13 protein-coding genes are annotated in these 15,038 nt (G+C 63.6%); 2 read left to right on the forward strand and 11 right to left on the reverse strand.

Annotation, left to right across the window (positions count from 1 at the left end; all coding sequences use genetic code 11):
- Positions 1-15: 15 nt before the first annotated feature.
- From ACLLJI_RS20625 to ACLLJI_RS20675, 11 genes are all read right to left on the reverse strand, one after another.
- On the reverse strand, positions 16-1,464 hold the full coding sequence (locus tag ACLLJI_RS20625; RefSeq protein WP_434616366.1) for a phytoene desaturase family protein: 1,449 nt from the start codon (positions 1,462-1,464) through the stop codon (positions 16-18).
- On the reverse strand, positions 1,457-2,578 hold the full coding sequence (locus ACLLJI_RS20630; protein WP_434616369.1) for a lipid II:glycine glycyltransferase FemX: 1,122 nt from the start codon (positions 2,576-2,578) through the stop codon (positions 1,457-1,459). The genes ACLLJI_RS20625 and ACLLJI_RS20630 overlap by 8 nt, the downstream gene beginning before the upstream one ends.
- Positions 2,575-4,227: a glycosyltransferase family 87 protein gene (locus tag ACLLJI_RS20635; RefSeq protein WP_434616372.1), complete on the reverse strand. Its 1,653-nt coding sequence runs from the start codon at positions 4,225-4,227 to the stop codon at positions 2,575-2,577. Before ACLLJI_RS20635 ends, ACLLJI_RS20630 begins: the two co-directional genes overlap by 4 nt.
- Positions 4,228-4,414: 187 nt before the next feature.
- Positions 4,415-5,596, reverse strand: a complete 1,182-nt coding sequence (locus ACLLJI_RS20640) for a putative transposase (protein ID WP_434621723.1) — start codon at positions 5,594-5,596, stop codon at positions 4,415-4,417.
- 88 nt (positions 5,597-5,684) lie between these two features.
- A complete protein-coding gene (locus ACLLJI_RS20645; RefSeq protein ID WP_434612713.1) occupies positions 5,685-6,497 on the reverse strand; it encodes an ExeA family protein in 813 nt (270 codons plus the stop codon).
- On the reverse strand, positions 6,494-7,051 hold the full coding sequence (locus ACLLJI_RS20650) for a Mu transposase C-terminal domain-containing protein (RefSeq protein ID WP_434616375.1): 558 nt from the start codon (positions 7,049-7,051) through the stop codon (positions 6,494-6,496). The genes ACLLJI_RS20645 and ACLLJI_RS20650 overlap by 4 nt, the downstream gene beginning before the upstream one ends.
- Positions 7,039-7,524: a helix-turn-helix domain containing protein gene (locus ACLLJI_RS20655; protein ID WP_434616378.1), complete on the reverse strand. Its 486-nt coding sequence runs from the start codon at positions 7,522-7,524 to the stop codon at positions 7,039-7,041. The genes ACLLJI_RS20650 and ACLLJI_RS20655 overlap by 13 nt, the downstream gene beginning before the upstream one ends.
- A gap of 76 nt (positions 7,525-7,600) precedes the next feature.
- Entirely contained in the window at positions 7,601-8,089 is a 489-nt protein-coding gene (locus ACLLJI_RS20660; protein ID WP_434612708.1) for a hypothetical protein, read from the reverse strand.
- Between the two features lie 255 nt (positions 8,090-8,344).
- On the reverse strand, positions 8,345-9,577 hold the full coding sequence (locus ACLLJI_RS20665; RefSeq protein ID WP_434616380.1) for a putative transposase: 1,233 nt from the start codon (positions 9,575-9,577) through the stop codon (positions 8,345-8,347).
- Between the two features lie 823 nt (positions 9,578-10,400).
- Positions 10,401-11,021 (reverse strand): histidine phosphatase family protein, encoded by a 621-nt coding sequence (locus ACLLJI_RS20670; RefSeq protein ID WP_434616383.1) that lies wholly within the window; start codon positions 11,019-11,021, stop codon positions 10,401-10,403.
- Positions 11,011-12,579, reverse strand: coding sequence for a CCA tRNA nucleotidyltransferase (locus tag ACLLJI_RS20675; protein WP_434616386.1), 1,569 nt, complete (start codon positions 12,577-12,579; stop codon positions 11,011-11,013). The genes ACLLJI_RS20670 and ACLLJI_RS20675 overlap by 11 nt, the downstream gene beginning before the upstream one ends.
- 157 nt (positions 12,580-12,736) lie before the next feature.
- Between ACLLJI_RS20675 and ACLLJI_RS20680 the strand changes: the two genes are divergently transcribed.
- Both ACLLJI_RS20680 and murJ read left to right on the forward strand, forming a co-directional pair.
- Positions 12,737-13,237 (forward strand): NUDIX hydrolase, encoded by a 501-nt coding sequence (locus ACLLJI_RS20680; RefSeq protein ID WP_434621726.1) that lies wholly within the window; start codon positions 12,737-12,739, stop codon positions 13,235-13,237.
- 25 nt (positions 13,238-13,262) lie between these two features.
- Positions 13,263-14,987, forward strand: a complete 1,725-nt coding sequence (gene murJ / locus ACLLJI_RS20685; RefSeq protein WP_434616389.1) for a murein biosynthesis integral membrane protein MurJ — start codon at positions 13,263-13,265, stop codon at positions 14,985-14,987.
- The last annotated feature ends 51 nt before the right edge of the window (positions 14,988-15,038 follow it).

Below are 15,038 nucleotides of genomic sequence, written 5' to 3' on the forward strand. Positions count from 1 at the left end.
CCGAAAAGCCAACGGTCAGACGCCGAGCTCCGGCGCCGGCAGCGCGAAAATGTCCTTGAGGGCACTCTGCGCCGCATACCAGCCGCACAGCCCGTGCACGGCGGGGCCCGGCGGGGTCGACGACGAACAAAGGTACACACCCTTCGCCGGCGTGCGCCACGGATTGGCCGAAACCACGGGACGTTTGATCAGCTGCCGCAGTGTCACCGCTCCGGCACTGAAGTCCCCGCCAATGTAGTTCGGGTTGTACCGGCTGTATTCGTCGGCGGTGATCGTGTTCCGGGCGACGATGACGTCCCGGAACCCGGGTGCAAAGCGTTCAATCTGCGCGGTGATCCCCTCGGTCACATCCACCGTCGAGCCGGCCGGAACATGGGTGTAGGTCCACAGCACCTGGCGTCCGGCGGGTGCCCTGCTGGGGTCATAGGGGCTCGGCTGGCTGACCAGCACGTAGGGGTTGGCGGGGTGGATTCCGGCAGCCACCTCCGCCTCGGAGCGGGCGAGTTCCGCCCGGCTCCCGCCCAGGTGCAGGGTGGATGCCGCGGCCAGCTCGGCATTGCTCCAGGGCACCGGTCCGGAAAGCGCAAAATCCACCTTGCTGGCGGCATTGCCGTATGTGAAGGATGCCAGGGCCCGCAGGTACGACGGCGGCAGCTCGTCGGCCGCGATTCTGGCCAGGGACGCTGCGGAGACATCCAGCAGTACAGCCTTCGCACCCGAGTCCGCGCGGGCTTCGGCCAGTGTTGAGATGGTTGTATTGAGCACGATCTCACCGCCGCGAGCCAGCAGATCCGCCGCCATGGCATCCGCGATGGCCTGGGATCCGCCCAGCGGGACAGGCCAGCCCCGCCCGTGGGCATGCGCACCCAGCAGCATCCCCGCGCCGCCGGTGGAAAGCCTCGGCATTTTGCCGATCGAGTGGGCGTTAACGCCCGCGATCATCGCTGGCGCGACGTCCTCCCGAAAGCGTGCATTCCACAACGGCGTGCCCTGCTCCAGCGTCCGCAGCCCGTATACCAGCGCGGCCAGCGGGTTCCGAGGCATCCGCAGCAGCTGGTGCTGGGTAAAATCCGTGACGCCATCCAGCAGCCGCACGATCGGGGCGAACAGCGCCCGGTAGGCGTCCCCGTCGCGCCCGAGTCCGTCGGCGGTACGGTCAAGGTCCCGGTAGGCGATGCCGGCCCTGCCGCCGTCCAGCGGGTGTGCGTAGGAAATCTCCGGGACCACCAGCTCTATCCGCTTATCGAGTTCGAAGGCCTGGAAAAACGGTGAGGCCAGTGCCATCGGGTGCACCGCGGAGCAGACGTCGTGCAGGAATCCGGGGAGAGTGAGTTCGGAGCTGCGCGTTCCGCCGCCGATGCCGGCGCCCATCTCATAGACCCGTACCTTCAGTCCGGCCCGCGCCAGCGTGACCGCTGCGGCAAGCCCATTGGGGCCGGAACCAACGACGACGGCGTCAGTCATGGTCTGCCTCGGGCGTAACAGCAGCTGCCTTGGTGGCACGCCGGGTCAGTCTCTTCAGCAGGGCCCTGGCCCGGACAAGACCGCGGCGTACGGCCACGAATCCTTCGCGTCGCAACCGCAGGGCAGTGCAGAGAGCACCATAGTGCAGCTTCTTCACCGGCACGTCGAATGTCGTCGGCAGGACCACAACGTTTTTGGAGAAATTGCGCTTAAAGGTCGTGACGTTGGCAAGCGACGGGTAGGTCTCGCTGACGATTCCGGTCAGCCCGCAGCTCGTGTTTCCGTTGGCCTTAAGCATCCGGAAACTCTCCCACAACAGCAGGTAGGGGGCAAAGGCCTTCCGCGCCCGGGCGGAACTCGCGGCAAAGTAGTAGACGGCATATCCGCGGTATTCTGTGCTGATCAACCAGCTCTGCGGCTTGCCGTCCAGATAGGCCACCAGCAGTTCCGTGTAATCTGCCAGCGAGCTCAGCAAGGTCTCGTAGTAGGCGGAGCCGAAGGCAGAAAACCCGTCACGCGCGGCCGTTTCCGCCATGATCGGGTACAGCTCCCGACGGAATACCTCCATCCGGTCGGCCCGCTCGATCCTGCGGATCTCCACCCCGGCGCGGGTCGCCTTGCGGATGCTCTGCCGGGCGTTGGGACGGAATCCGGCCAGCATGGCCTTTTCGTCCTGCGTCAGGTCCACCACAATTTCACGGTCATACCAGCCCGGTTCCAGGGCCTTGGCCACCCCCGGCTGAGGATGTTTCACCTGCAGGCGCAGGAAGACGGGACTGACCCGCGCATCACGGTCAAACTGGCCACGGATGGTGGCCACAAAACGCCGCTCTGCCGCGGGCGTCCGGGCCACGAACCAGACGGGCCCATTAACCACCACCATCGATTCGCGCAGACGGCGGGTGGAATGCAGATAACTGGCCAGCACTGCTGGCCCGTCGCCGTCGTCCTCAAAATAGGCGAAAATCCCAAATGGCTTCCGGCCCGTTTCGCGCTCAAAGACGGCCCACTGCGGCGTCTGCTCGAGTGGCACCAGCGTGTCCGGATGTCGGGCAACGAGTTCGTCAAAGCGCGCCGCGGTCAGCTCTTCGTAACGATAGTGCTCGGTGGTCACCGGGGGAATTCTCCTTGGGGTTGCTCTCTATGAACTGGATCCATGCTGTCGTGATTCATACTGGCTTCATCCGTACTGGCGTGATTCGTACTGGAGTGAGTCATGTTGGCGTGACTCGTACAGCTCGGATTCGTGCCTCCGCAATCGACCGATTCCGGTGTTGACCCTTGGGTGAATTCCGCGCCCGCGGTTCCGTTCAGGGCCTTCGTTCCGTTCAACACTACCCGGGACCAACCCGTGCCCACGGTGAACCGGTCAGGAGCAAATTCCAACATGCCCGCCTGCGGATCGTCGCTTCCCAGACGCCGCACCACATCGGACTCGGGCCGCAGGATCTCCCGCACCACCAGCGCCATCACGGCCAGAGTCGCCCCGACATGCAGCAGCACCGCCAGCACGAAATACGGCATGTCGATGGCGTGCTGCGCATTTCCATCCCCGAGTTCACGGCCCAGGAACAGCAGCAGCGCCAGGTAGTGGAGAACCTCCACCGCCTGCCAGCTGAGCACCGTGCGCCATTTGGGACGCGCCAGCGCCAGCAGCGGCAGCAGCCAAAGGACGTGCTGGGGTGCGGCATGCTTGTCCGTCAGGCAATAAGCCGCGACCAGCAGGAACGCGAGCTGCGCCAACCGTGGACGGCGCGGAGCGGCCAGCGCTAACCAACCGATGCCCAAAACCGACAGCGTCAGCAGGATCAGCTGGGCAAGGTCAACGGCCACGGTGCCCATTCCCGCCCCGCCCAACCGTTCCGCGACCAGTTTGTAGGCCTTGTAGATGGAGGATTCACTGGGCTGGTTATCCAGTCCGATATTCAGGTAGGCGCGCCATGTGCCGAAATTCAGGACCAGGACCGGCAGCATGATAACAAGCCAGGCGACGACGGCGGCGGTCACCGCCTCGAGCAGCGGAAGCCACCGGCGGGTCCGGATGCTCAGCATCAGCAGGGCCACCAGGATCAGCAGGGCATACGGCTGGGCGCAGACGGCCAGCCCCAGCACGGCGCCTCCGGCCACGTTCCGCCGCCGCGCAAACAGCAGCATGCCCACGGAAACCAGGCCCACAACCCACATGTCCCAGCTGGTCAGTGCGGTAAAAAGAAGCACCGGGCTGGCCGCCACGATTGCCGCATCCCACGGGCGGCGCCGCGCCGTGCGCGCAGTGGCCACGACGGCAAGAATCCACATCGCAATGATCAGGACGGCGTTGAGATCAAAAAAAGCCAGCTGACGCGGAGCGCCCACACCGGCGGCAGTGGTGAGCCATGCCGTGATTCCGGCGACCTCGCCGGTCAGCGGCGGGTAGTCAAAGGTGGCGTTGGGACCGAAGTACGGAAAGAAAACGGCCAGGCCCTTTTCCTTGAAGACATTGGGTATCTCGGACCAGCACGTGGTGGAGTACTGATCCGGTGTGCTCCAGCCGGACTGGCGACAATGGAATTTCAACAGCACCGCCAGGATTCCAGACGCCACGACCATAATGATCAGCACCCGTTCGACGGTAAAGAATCCCGGACTGACAACGCCCGGCGCACTCCGGCGTCCCAGCGGGCCACCAACCACCTCGGTCATACGGCTCAGCAGCGCATCACCGCGGGTGGGAACGGCGATGCGGACGCGCCGGCGGCGCGCGTGGGGTTCGGAATCCTGCATGATTGCGAGCTTACCGGCTGGTGCTGACAAAGGAGGGCAGCATATCCGGAGCCGAACGGCGAGTGAATATACCGGACGGCTCCGGAGAGCCGGTGCGTGCACGTCGGCCATGGGCCTAGGCAGCCTGACCCCGGGCCGCTACCTGATATTGATGACGTTCAGTCCCCAGGACTCCTGACCTAGCGCTTTAATCGCTGAGCGACGTTTCGCGTTTCTTTGTCTCGAATCGCAGGATCCGGTCCGTGCCTGGGTAACGGGTTTCGGTGCTGGTGAGGTGGTCGCAGAGTTCGGCGATCGCGGCCGTGGCCCGTTTGGTGGGGAGGGGGTCGAGGCGGATGGTGAGGTAGCCGTCCCGGCCGGGGTCGATGTCGCCGCTGGTCGTGAGAGCCTGCCGGATCAGGGCGTGGGCTTCGTCGTCGGCGCGGGCGTAGCCGGTGTTGGTGCGGATCTCCCTGGCCAGGGTGGACGCGGTGTTGAACGCGGCCATCCGGATCGCGTGGGTGAGCAGTTTCGTCTCGGTGTCCAGGACCTGCTGGCCCGGGGCGATGTCACCAAGGGGTACCCGGGCCGGGATCTCCTTATGCACCGCCTGCGCCTCCTCGAAGACGGTTTGGGCGGTGAAAAGGTCCGCGGTGATCGCGTTGTGCCCGGCATTGGTGATCAGGACCGTGGCCGTTCCCGGCGCCGGGGTCCGGGCCGCCAGCAACGCGGCATCGGTGTCGGCGAGGGCCTTCCCGTACCGGGTTTTGGCGGTAAGTACGTTCTGGTAGGCCTTGCGTTTGGCCGGGTTCGGCACCGACCGTTCCGGATCATCATCGGTACTGGTGTAGGCGTCGTGGGAATCCAGGGCGAAGCGGATCCTGGCGTAGCGGAAGTAGTTCTCCTGCCGCCACCTGGCACCCATACGGTAAATCGCTTCCCCGGTAGCGAGGTCTGTGTCGGTGGTGAGGATGTGGATCTGCCGTAACCCGCCTGCCGGGACCTTGACCTTGCGGCTGATCTGGCGCATCGACAACACTTCCCCGGTAGTTCCGACAGGCACCTCGACCCGGATGTCGGCCGCGGCCCAGGTCCGGGTTTGTCCGTGTTCGTCGGTGTGCGTGACCTCGCTGAAGAGGGAGTCGTCGATGTCCCCGGTGGTGCCCTTGCGCCAGGTCAGCACATCAAAACCTGCTGAACTCATGTGTTGGAACAGGGCCGGGGACCAGCCGCCCCGGTCGAAACCGACCAGGACCGGGCGGTCATCGCCGATGATGGTGCGCAGGGTCGGCAGGAGCCGGCGCAGTTCCCCGGTCAGCGCGGCCCCGGTGTTATCCGTCGCGTTGTTTGACGATAGGGCCGTCGTCTTTGGTGACGATGGTTCGGGTATGGAAACGCCCCGCCGGTGGTGCCCGGCGGGGCGTTGATTGTCATGGTGACGTGGTGGTCGTCATCGGTGACGGGGGCGCTGGTCGGGTTTATTCACTGTTTTCGGTGATCGCGGATTGGGCGGCGCTGACGTCCACGATGGATTTGTTGCCGGCGTAGGTTGCGATCAGGGAGGCGACGGCGAGGTTGTTCACTGCTCTGGGGTAGCCGCGGGATGCTTGATGGATCGCGGTGATCGCGTCATCGGAGAATAGCGGGTCGGATCGGCCTGCATAGGTGAGGTGGTGCCGGATGTAATCGGTGGTGTCTGTCGGCGCCATCCCGGTGATCGTGTAGCGGGTGGAGATTCGTTGGTCCAGGGCGGCCAGCACGGCGAGTTTGAGTCGTCGGCGCAGGGTTGGTTGACCGATGAGCAGCAGCGCGAAGTGCGAACCGGTGTCCATCTCGGTGTTCGTGAGCATGCGCAGGGCTTCCAGATCGGTGTTGGAGAGCAGGTGGGCTTCATCGATCACGACAACGGGTAAGCGGGAACGCTCGTCGAGTTCCCCGGCGAGCAGGGACGCGGTTTGGGAGGCTAGGACGCCGGAGTAGAAGGCTGGCCCGCCGCCGAGGGCGGTCACGATCGCGGTGTGGATCCCGCGCATCGTGATCGTGGGGTCCGGGATGTAGATGATCTGGTGCCGGGATGGTTCGAGTTGTTTCAGGGCTGCCCTGACGGCGACGGTTTTCCCGGCGCCGACTTCACCGGTGATCACTCCGAGTTGGCGTTGGGAGACGCACCAATCGATCCTCGCGATCGCTTCGCGGTGGGAAGGGTGGGCGTGCAGGGCTTGGGGCGGGAGGTCCCTACCGAAGGGCATGCGGGTGAATCCATAGTGGGCTTGTAAACGATCGATACTCATATGTTTAGTTCCTTAGCGGTCCCGGTGGTGCTGGCGGTGTTGGTGGTCCCGGCGGCGATTTTGTCGAAGCTGATGGGCGCTCCGACCATGGTGTCTTTATGCCGGTCCGCTACCATGCGCAGGTAATCGATCCCGGAGGACGCGTTGACGGCCCCGGTATCGGCGTCGTTAACGGCTTTGGCTGCTTTGTGGTGGACGTGGCGGCGGATCTCCAGCAGGACCGCTTCCCCGGCCGGGACCCCGCCGGCGGCACTAACGCTGATGGCACCGGTCAGGTCGAAGGGATCGTAGATCAGCTCAACGCGTTTCCCGGCCAGCAACGGGTCGACTTGGTAGATGTTGGGCTGCAGGGAGACCGTCGCTGATTTTGTCACTGTTCGGTGCGCGGACCAGCGGAACGCTTCGGCAATGATGTCCGGGTCCCGGCGGTCCGGGCGCCGGTTCGCCCAGCCGGTATCCCACCGGGCTAACGGTGTTTGTCCGGTAGTGGAGTGGATGGCTTGGTGGTAGACCATTTCCACCCAGGAACTGAATAACGCGTTCAGCTCCTCCAAGGACGAGATCGTGGTCCCGGCAGTATCCTGGACCGTAGCGCCGGTGGCGGGTTTGACGTCATCGGTTTTGTTGGCGCCGGCGGGTGTGATTTCGGTGTGTCGATCATGATCCGCCGCACCTGCGCCGAAGTCCGGGCGGGTTTTTCCCGTTTGAGGACCGCCGCCAGAGACAACACCTGTTCCGGGGTAATCATGCCCTGGGCGCGGGGTTTGGGTTTGAGTCCGTCGAACCCGCCGACACGCCAGGCACGGATCCACCGGTCGATCGTGTCCTTGGAGACCTGGATGGTCCCGCCGAACGGGCCAGGATGCACGGTCGCGGCAAGGGCCTTGACCATGGGACCGCGTTGGCGGGTAGTGACGGAGTCGTCCGCGGCTTCACGGATGAGCTGGTAACGGAATAACGCGATTTTCTCCGCTCGCTCTTTCCGGGCAAGACCATCACGGGAAGCGGTGCTGTGGGAGCCGGCCATAGGGCTCTCCTCTCAACTTAGGCAGGGTTTACGCCTGCCCCGGGTCGGGGAAGGTGCTTCCCACAGCGTGCCGGACCTAGAGTGCCGGGCATAAGGGCGGGTTCGTGTTGGCACTGTTTTCCCACCAGGGACGACAGAACAACCACCCGTTGCAGACAGCGATCCCGGTCTGTTCCCACGCCACCGTAACGACGGCGCCGAACCTCTGGCCCAGGACCTTCGAATAAGCGGCCAAGACCGAGAGTGCCTGCCCGGCGGCAGTGCCAACTGGTTTGGGCCAGATCCGGGCCGCGTCCGCGGCGTCACGGACCGTAAAAGCTGTGAATTTCTCTATGATGATCCCGGCGCAGGCAGCAAAGGTGCGTAACCAGTCACGCACCGTGGAGGCGGGCCGGCTCAACCGGACAGCGATAACCCGGTGCCCGGCGCCGGTAGCCGTCTTGGCTTCTATCGCGGCGGCGATCACTGCCGCGCTATCGGCCCTCCGTGCCGCCAAAGTAACCGCCAGCAGCACATGCGTGACAGCGCACCCCGAGCACCGGGCCCGGCGGGGACGATGCTCCATTAGTTCCCGCCCGGAGCTGGTGCCATGGCGAATAACGCGGACCCTCGCCCAACCCCACGGGCGTAATCTCCCGGCGCATCCGGGGCACGAGAGGCGGCCGTCCAACAATTCTGACTCGACAACCCCAAGATCATGATTTACCGTGAGCATCAGCGCGGCCTTCCGCGTTAGAACGGCCCGGCGTGGAGGTTTCCAAATTCGCATGCCGGGCCATTCGCTTAACTGGTCATCGTCACTCTGACGCCGCCGACCAACTTAAAGCAAGACCCTGCAGACAAAACCAGTATCGTCGCCAGCCATGACGAGGCCACCGTCAAACAATGCGACGCCCAACACCCCGGGTTCGGCCATGACCACCAGCACCGGGGACCCGTGTCCGTCGGCGACCCAGGTCTCCTCGGTCGCCGGGACCGGGAACTTCAACCTCGTGGAATGGACCTTCCCGATCTTCCTCGTGCCCTGATAGGCGCGGACATGCCCGTCAACGTAGAGCACCGCGGCCAGACCCCCGCCCTCCTCGTCACCGCTGCCGTTCAGGTGTCTGGTTGCCATCGCGGTCAGCAGTTCCCCGGCCCTGCCGGTCCCGGCCAGGGCCGCGGTTTTGCGGCGGAGGGTTTTCACTTCCGGCGCCCGGTCCAGACCCAGCACCCGTCCCATCGCGACCGGGTCGATCCGGGTTATCCCCTCGGCCCGGGGTTCCCCGGCCAGGGCCTGAAACACCGCCCCGGTGAGGATGGTGTCCAGACCGTAAAACCCGTTCGGCAACGCCCCGAACACCTCCTTCGCACACTCCAGCAATCCGGTGTTCACCAGGGCGGGCAGGGCCAGGAACAGCCCGGCCAACGGCACCCGGGCCGCCGGGGCGAACGCCGGGGCCGCGCATTCCAGCAGCCCGGTCCGGGCCCAGGCCCGTTCCCCGGACCGGTCCGCCGCAGCCGGCAGAACCGGCAGCCCTTCCGCCGGTTCGGTGATGACGGGACCGGCTTCCGGGTCCTGCCGGGACGGGTGCGCAGTGGCCGGTTCCTGTGCGGCGGTTTCCATGGCCAATGTCCGCCGGACGGTGAATTCGGAGACACCCACTTTCGCACCGACTGCGCGCAGTGGCAGGCCGGTGGAGCGCAAGGCGCGGATCTCGGACATCATGGATTCCGTCAGCCGGCTGGGCCCCCTCGGGCCCGGCTTTTCCGGGGCCAGACCCAACACCCCATCCATGGCCAGGACCTGGCGCCAGCGCCACAACGTGCCCGGATCCACACCGAAAGCGGCAGAAATCTCCGCCACCGACGCGGCCTTAATGTCCGCCAGTTTCGCCGCCGTGAACCGGCGCGTCGCGGTGTCCCCGACATCCCAGGCGTAAGAGAGTTCCCCATGAACAAAAGCCCTGCCACCCGTCTCATCCTCGACCAGCGACACCGCCAGACCAATCGGGACGGCACCGGCGTCCATGGCCATCGGAAGGGGCAGTTGAGATGTCATCACGCCCATCATCCACCCCTCCCGAAGCCGCCGATTATCTTGCTTAGATTCTATCGCGTCTGAGGGAAAATTAACAGCCGACCACTCAACAAAAACACCGGAATCACACGGAAGCCATCGCGACAGTCACGCCCTATGTCCAGAGTCCTGAGACCCGCAATGTCACGTTCGTGCTTTTGACGACTCCGATCGACCCGGTCCTGATCGATCGGAGTGAAGAAGACCCTCTTAATGGAGGAAAGGGAAGGGAATCCACTCATGTTGTCACCTCCTTCAATACCATGATTCGGGGGCAGGAATGCGTTCGGATTGCGTGAAGGGTGTTTACGAGAAGTGGCACCGCGCGGCCTTTCGATTGGAGCAGCCTTTTATCGGGCGCAACAAATAAAACCATTTTCTTTTAGGGAAGAAGACATTATCCGGGCACAAAGCTGCGCGAATTGTTTGTACCTGGTCACCGGTTTCTGCCGCAGTCGGGATGTCCCTGACCGGAAATCCGTAGCAATTCCACCGTATTGTTCCCAATGTATGGTCCGGCAGACAACGCGGGCTGTCCGGTTGGACCCATTGAGTTGGGCCTGTTCAAGGAAGAACCGACAGTCATTCGTCCATTCGTCCCAGTGGCAGTGCCTGGCGGTGCCGTGGATTCTTTAGCAGGATCGGCGGGCGCGACGAGCTAAGGCCGGTCGGCGGCGATATGTTCCGGCACCTGCAGGCTGATTGCGGTGAACTCATTCACCGGGCTACCCCATAAAGCGCGTATTTGACCACACCATTCATAAAGTTTCTCAAGGAAGTTTTAAGGACGGTTGAATTCCGCGTCTGCAGGCACTGTTCAGAGGCCCCATTGCTCAATCGCGGGAGTGCGTTTGTCCCAGCCGAGGGTGCAAATTTTGGCAGTGCCCAACAAAAAGTGCCGGCCCTCAAACGCATCCAATTCAAGCCAGCGTGCGGCCAGCACCCGAAGGAAGTGCCCGTGGGCTACCAGTAGGGCATTCCCTACCATTGCCCCGTCCGGCTGGGTGCTCAATACCCGCGCAATGATGCCATCCGCCCGCGAGGCTACCTGGGCCAGTGTTTCCCCGTTGGGTACGCCGTCCTTCCAAATTAGGTAACCGGGGTTTTCCGCTCTGACCTCGGCGCTGTTGATGCCCTCATAGTCGCCGTAGTCCCATTCATGTGCGGCGGGTTCCACGATCGCGTCGGGGAACCCGGCGATACCGGCCGTACGACGTGCCCGCTGCAACGGAGACGTCAGTACCAGGTCAAAATCGACACCCCGCAGGGCCGCCTTGGCCGATAGTGCCTGTTCCTCACCGAGCTCCGTTAGCGGCAGGTCCGTCAAACCCGTGTACTGCCCGCTCCTGGACCATTCGGTTTCCCCGTGTCGCAGCAGCCAGAGCTTGGGTGGTGCAGTCTCGGATGAGCGTGTCGCTGCGTCTGAATCAACCCTCATGCTGTTCCTCCATTGACGGTGCATCTGGTATTCCGGAATGGACGTCCCTTGACCGGGGACCCGCAGCCTGACCGTCGCCGGTCCCGTCACCCGCGCTGCCGCCGTCGGTCCTGTCCCTGACAACGGCGGCCTCGGGCTGCTTCGACCACCACAGGCGAAGACGACGTTCTGCCTCCGCCTGATCCAGCGGACCGTCTTCCATTCGCTCCTCGAGCAGGAATTTGTAGGCCCGCCCCACCACGGGCCCGGGGTTCAAGCCCAACAAAACCATAATCCGGGCACCGTCAAGGTCCGGGCGGATCGAGGCCAGCTCTTCCTGCTCGTGCAGCACCGCGATTCTTTGCTCCAGGTCGTCGTAGGCAAAGGAGAGCCTGTCGGCCTTACGCTGATTGCGCGTCGTGACATCCGACCTTGTCAGTCGGTGCAGCCGCGGCAGCAACGGTCCGGCATCCGCGACGTACCGGCGAACGGCGGAATCCGTCCACTCCGCCTCACCATAGCCATAAAAGCGCATATGCAGCTCCACCAGGCGCGCAACGGCCTTGATGGAATCATTGTCGAAGCGCAGCGCTCTCATCCGTTTCGCCGTCAGCTTTGCGCCCACCACGTCGTGGTGACGGAAGCTCACCGCACCGCCGGGTTCAAAGCGGCGTGTGGTCGGTTTCCCCACGTCATGCATCAGGGCGGCGAAGCGGAGCACAAAGTCGGGGCCCGGCACCGCGCCGTCCGGGCCGGTCTCCAGCTCCGCGGCCTGTTCCAATACCTGCAGTGAGTGCTGGTAGACATCTTTGTGCCGGTGGTGCTCATCTGTTTCCAGCTTTAGCGCGGGAACTTCCGGTAGCACCTGCTCCGCCAGCCCGGTATCCACCAGAACATCGATCCCGGCACGCGGATCGGCCCCACAGATCAGTTTGACCAGTTCATCACGCACCCGCTCCGCGGAAATAATACCGATCCGCGCTGCCATCGCGGTCATCGCCGCGTGCACGTCCGGGTGAATCGTCATGCCCAACTGGGCGGCGAAGCGGGCGGCGCGCATCATCCGCAGTGGATCATCTGAGAACGACGATTCAGGGGCGGCTGGTGTCCTGAGCAGTCCTGCGCGCAGGTCCCGGACACCGCCGAAAGGGTCCACCAGTTCCATGGATGGGAGACGCAGTGCCATCGAGTTAATGGTGAAATCGCGCCGCTGCAGATCATCCCGCAGGGATTTACCGAACGCCACCGAAGGCTTGCGGGAGTCCGCCTCATACGCCTCAGCACGGTAGGTGGTGACTTCAATCGTCAGCGGTTTGCCGTCGCGCCCGTTCTTCCGGAAGGCAATGGTGCCGAAGGCGCGGCCGATCTCCCAATGAGCATCCGCCCACTTCTTGGCCACCCGCAGGGTCTCTTCCGGGGTGGCATCGGTGGTGAAATCCAGATCCGGAGAGCCGCGCCCCAGAAAGAGATCGCGGACCGGCCCTCCCACCAGCGATATTTCATGCCCGGCGTCCACAAAGAGCTGCCCCAGTTCGAGTACGACCGGGTCTAGCGACGAGCTATCAAGATCTTGCACCATAGTTCTTTAACAATGCCAGACTTTTTGCTGACGGCCGGGTTCTGCACTCGCACGGGGGTGCGGAACGGAGCGGACAGTCTGTCCTCATCTGCGCGCAAAGGTAGTTAGAGTGGAGGTCATGGCCCACCCAGTTCCGAGCGCTCCGAAGAGGACACCGTTGCCGTCGGCAATCGGTGCCCACATCGCGCCCGGAGGACACCATCAGGTGTCGGCGCTCCCGACCGTGGAAGAGATTTCGGCCGGCGGCGTCGTGGTGGACAAGGCCGACGACGAACTACGGGTTGCGATTATCGCGCGCCTGAACCGCGGGGGCCGGCTTGAGTGGTGCCTGCCGAAGGGCCATCCCGAAAACCAGGAAAACCATGAACAGGCAGCCGTCCGCGAGATTGAGGAAGAAACGGGCATCCGTGGCCAGGTATTGGCGCCGCTGGGCAGCATCGATTATTGGTTCACCGTCAGCGGGCACCGCGTCCACAAGACGGTGCACCACTACCTGTTGCGCGCGACAGGAGGGTACCTGACCATCGAGAATGATCCGGACCACGAGGCGGTGGATGTCGCCTGGGTGAAACTGGCCGACCTGCCCAAACGGCTCTCCTTCCCGAACGAACGCCGGATCGCCGATCTGGCCAAGGACATCCTGCCTGCAGACTTTTAGCCCCTCAATGAGATGATGGGTGGCGATGACTAAGCAAGAAGCAACGGATCCGTCCTCCGGTCCCGCCATCCCCCCAGCGTCCGGCACGGGCATTCTCACTGCTCCCACGATGGCCCGTTCCAGCGCCAACATGGCCGCTGGTACGCTTGCCTCCCGCGTCCTCGGCTTCGTCAAGGGCATGATCCTGGGCGTTGCGGTGGGCGGCTCACCGGTCGCCAGCATTTTTGATGCGGCCAACAACCTGCCCAACATCATTTATCTCTTGGTGGCCGGCGGAGTGTTCAACGCCGTGCTTATCCCTCAGATCGTCAAGGCCAGCAAGCGACCTGACCGCGGAGCGGACTTCATTTCCCGGATCCTCACGCTCGCCGTGATTCTCCTGTTGGCCGTCACCGTGCTGCTCACCGCTGCCGCCCGTCCCGTCATGATGCTGACCACTGACTTCACGGAACAAAAGCTCTCGCTGGTCACCGCCTTCGCCGCCTTGCTCCTGCCGCAAATATTCTTCTACGGCTTCTACTCGCTGTTGGGTCAGGTCCTCAACGCGCACGGCACCTTTGCGGCCTACGCCTGGTCCCCGGTCGTGAACAACATCATCGCCATCGCCGGGCTGGTGACGTTCATCGCCATTGCCGGCAGCAACGCCTTCTCCCCGCACTCTGTCGAAAACTGGACGTCAACCCAGACGCTGATCCTGGCCGGTTCTGCGACGCTCGGGATTGTGCTCCAATCTTTGGTGCTGCTCTGGCCGCTGAAAAGGCTCGGTCTGGGACTGCGGCCCAAGTTCGGCTGGCGCGGCGTGGGGCTCAAGGCCACGGGCAAGATCGCAGCCTGGACCATGGGGACCATGGTGATCGGTAATCTCACGTTCCTGCTGATCGGCTATGTTGCCACGATTGCCACGGCCGCTCAGACAGATGAAGGCAACGGGACGCCGATCGCGGGCAATTTTGAGCTTAGCCGCGCCACCGAGGTGTACATTCTGCCTCACTCGGTGGTTGCACTCTCGATTGCCACGGTGCTGTTCACCAGAATTGCCCGCGCTGCGGCCGACAAGGACGACGACGGCGTGCGCACCTTTCTCTCGCAGGGACTGCGGACCATCGGTGTCGCCACCGTCTTCGGTGCCGTCGCACTGCTGGTGCTTTCGGGCCCCTTCGGCATGCTGTTCAGCGGCGGTAACCGGCAGACCGCCTTGAATATCGCCATCACGCTGGCCATCCTGGCGGTCGGCTCACCCTTTTTGAGCGCGAATTTCATGATGAACAGGGTTTTTTACGCCTCCGAGAACGCCAAGACACCGTTCATCATTCAGTGCCTGCTGATCATTTTCGGTGTCGGCACAGCAGTTGCGGCAGCATTCCTACCCAAAGACGTCATCATTTTTGGCCTCGCCCTGAGTTACACGCTGGGCAATATACTCGCCGTAGCCGTAAGCCATTTGTTTCTGCGGTCCCGACTGGGTAACTACGGAACGGCTGGCATTTTCCGTTCTCATCTGAGGTTTGCGGGAGCCGCTGCTGCTGCGGGAATTCTCGGCGCAGCAGTGTTGTGGGCCCTAGGCGGATTTGACCTGAATGGCTTTTCCTGGCATTCAATCGTGACCGCTGCGGTGACGCTCGCCGTCGTCGGACTCGTCATGGCGGTGACCTACCTGGCCGTGCTAAAGGTCTTCAAGGTCTCTGAACTGGCCGATTTCCTTGACCCTTTGTTGGCCAGATTCCGTGGACGGGTGCCCGTGCGCCGGTAGATGCCGGGACATCATATCGGAACCTACCGGGTTGATCCGATAGGATCGGAA

This window comes from Arthrobacter sp. A5 (assembly GCF_051131705.1).
Lineage (GTDB): Bacteria > Actinomycetota > Actinomycetes > Actinomycetales > Micrococcaceae > Arthrobacter_M.

Bases quoted from the DNA above. Each gene is read 5' to 3' on its own strand.
- ACLLJI_RS20625 (WP_434616366.1), bottom strand. From the start codon at position 1,464: ATGACTGACGCCGTCGTCGTTGGTTCCGGCCCCAATGGGCTTGCCGCA.
- ACLLJI_RS20635 (WP_434616372.1), bottom strand. From the start codon at position 4,227: ATGCAGGATTCCGAACCCCACGCGCGCCGCCGGCGCGTCCGCATCGCC.
- ACLLJI_RS20645 (WP_434612713.1), bottom strand. From the start codon at position 6,497: ATGAGTATCGATCGTTTACAAGCCCACTATGGATTCACCCGCATGCCC.
- ACLLJI_RS20655 (WP_434616378.1), bottom strand. From the start codon at position 7,524: ATGGCCGGCTCCCACAGCACCGCTTCCCGTGATGGTCTTGCCCGGAAA.
- ACLLJI_RS20660 (WP_434612708.1), bottom strand. From the start codon at position 8,089: ATGGAGCATCGTCCCCGCCGGGCCCGGTGCTCGGGGTGCGCTGTCACG.
- ACLLJI_RS20665 (WP_434616380.1), bottom strand. From the start codon at position 9,577: ATGATGGGCGTGATGACATCTCAACTGCCCCTTCCGATGGCCATGGAC.
- ACLLJI_RS20670 (WP_434616383.1), bottom strand. From the start codon at position 11,021: ATGAGGGTTGATTCAGACGCAGCGACACGCTCATCCGAGACTGCACCA.
- ACLLJI_RS20675 (WP_434616386.1), bottom strand. From the start codon at position 12,579: ATGGTGCAAGATCTTGATAGCTCGTCGCTAGACCCGGTCGTACTCGAA.
- murJ (WP_434616389.1), top strand. From the start codon at position 13,263: ATGACTAAGCAAGAAGCAACGGATCCGTCCTCCGGTCCCGCCATCCCC.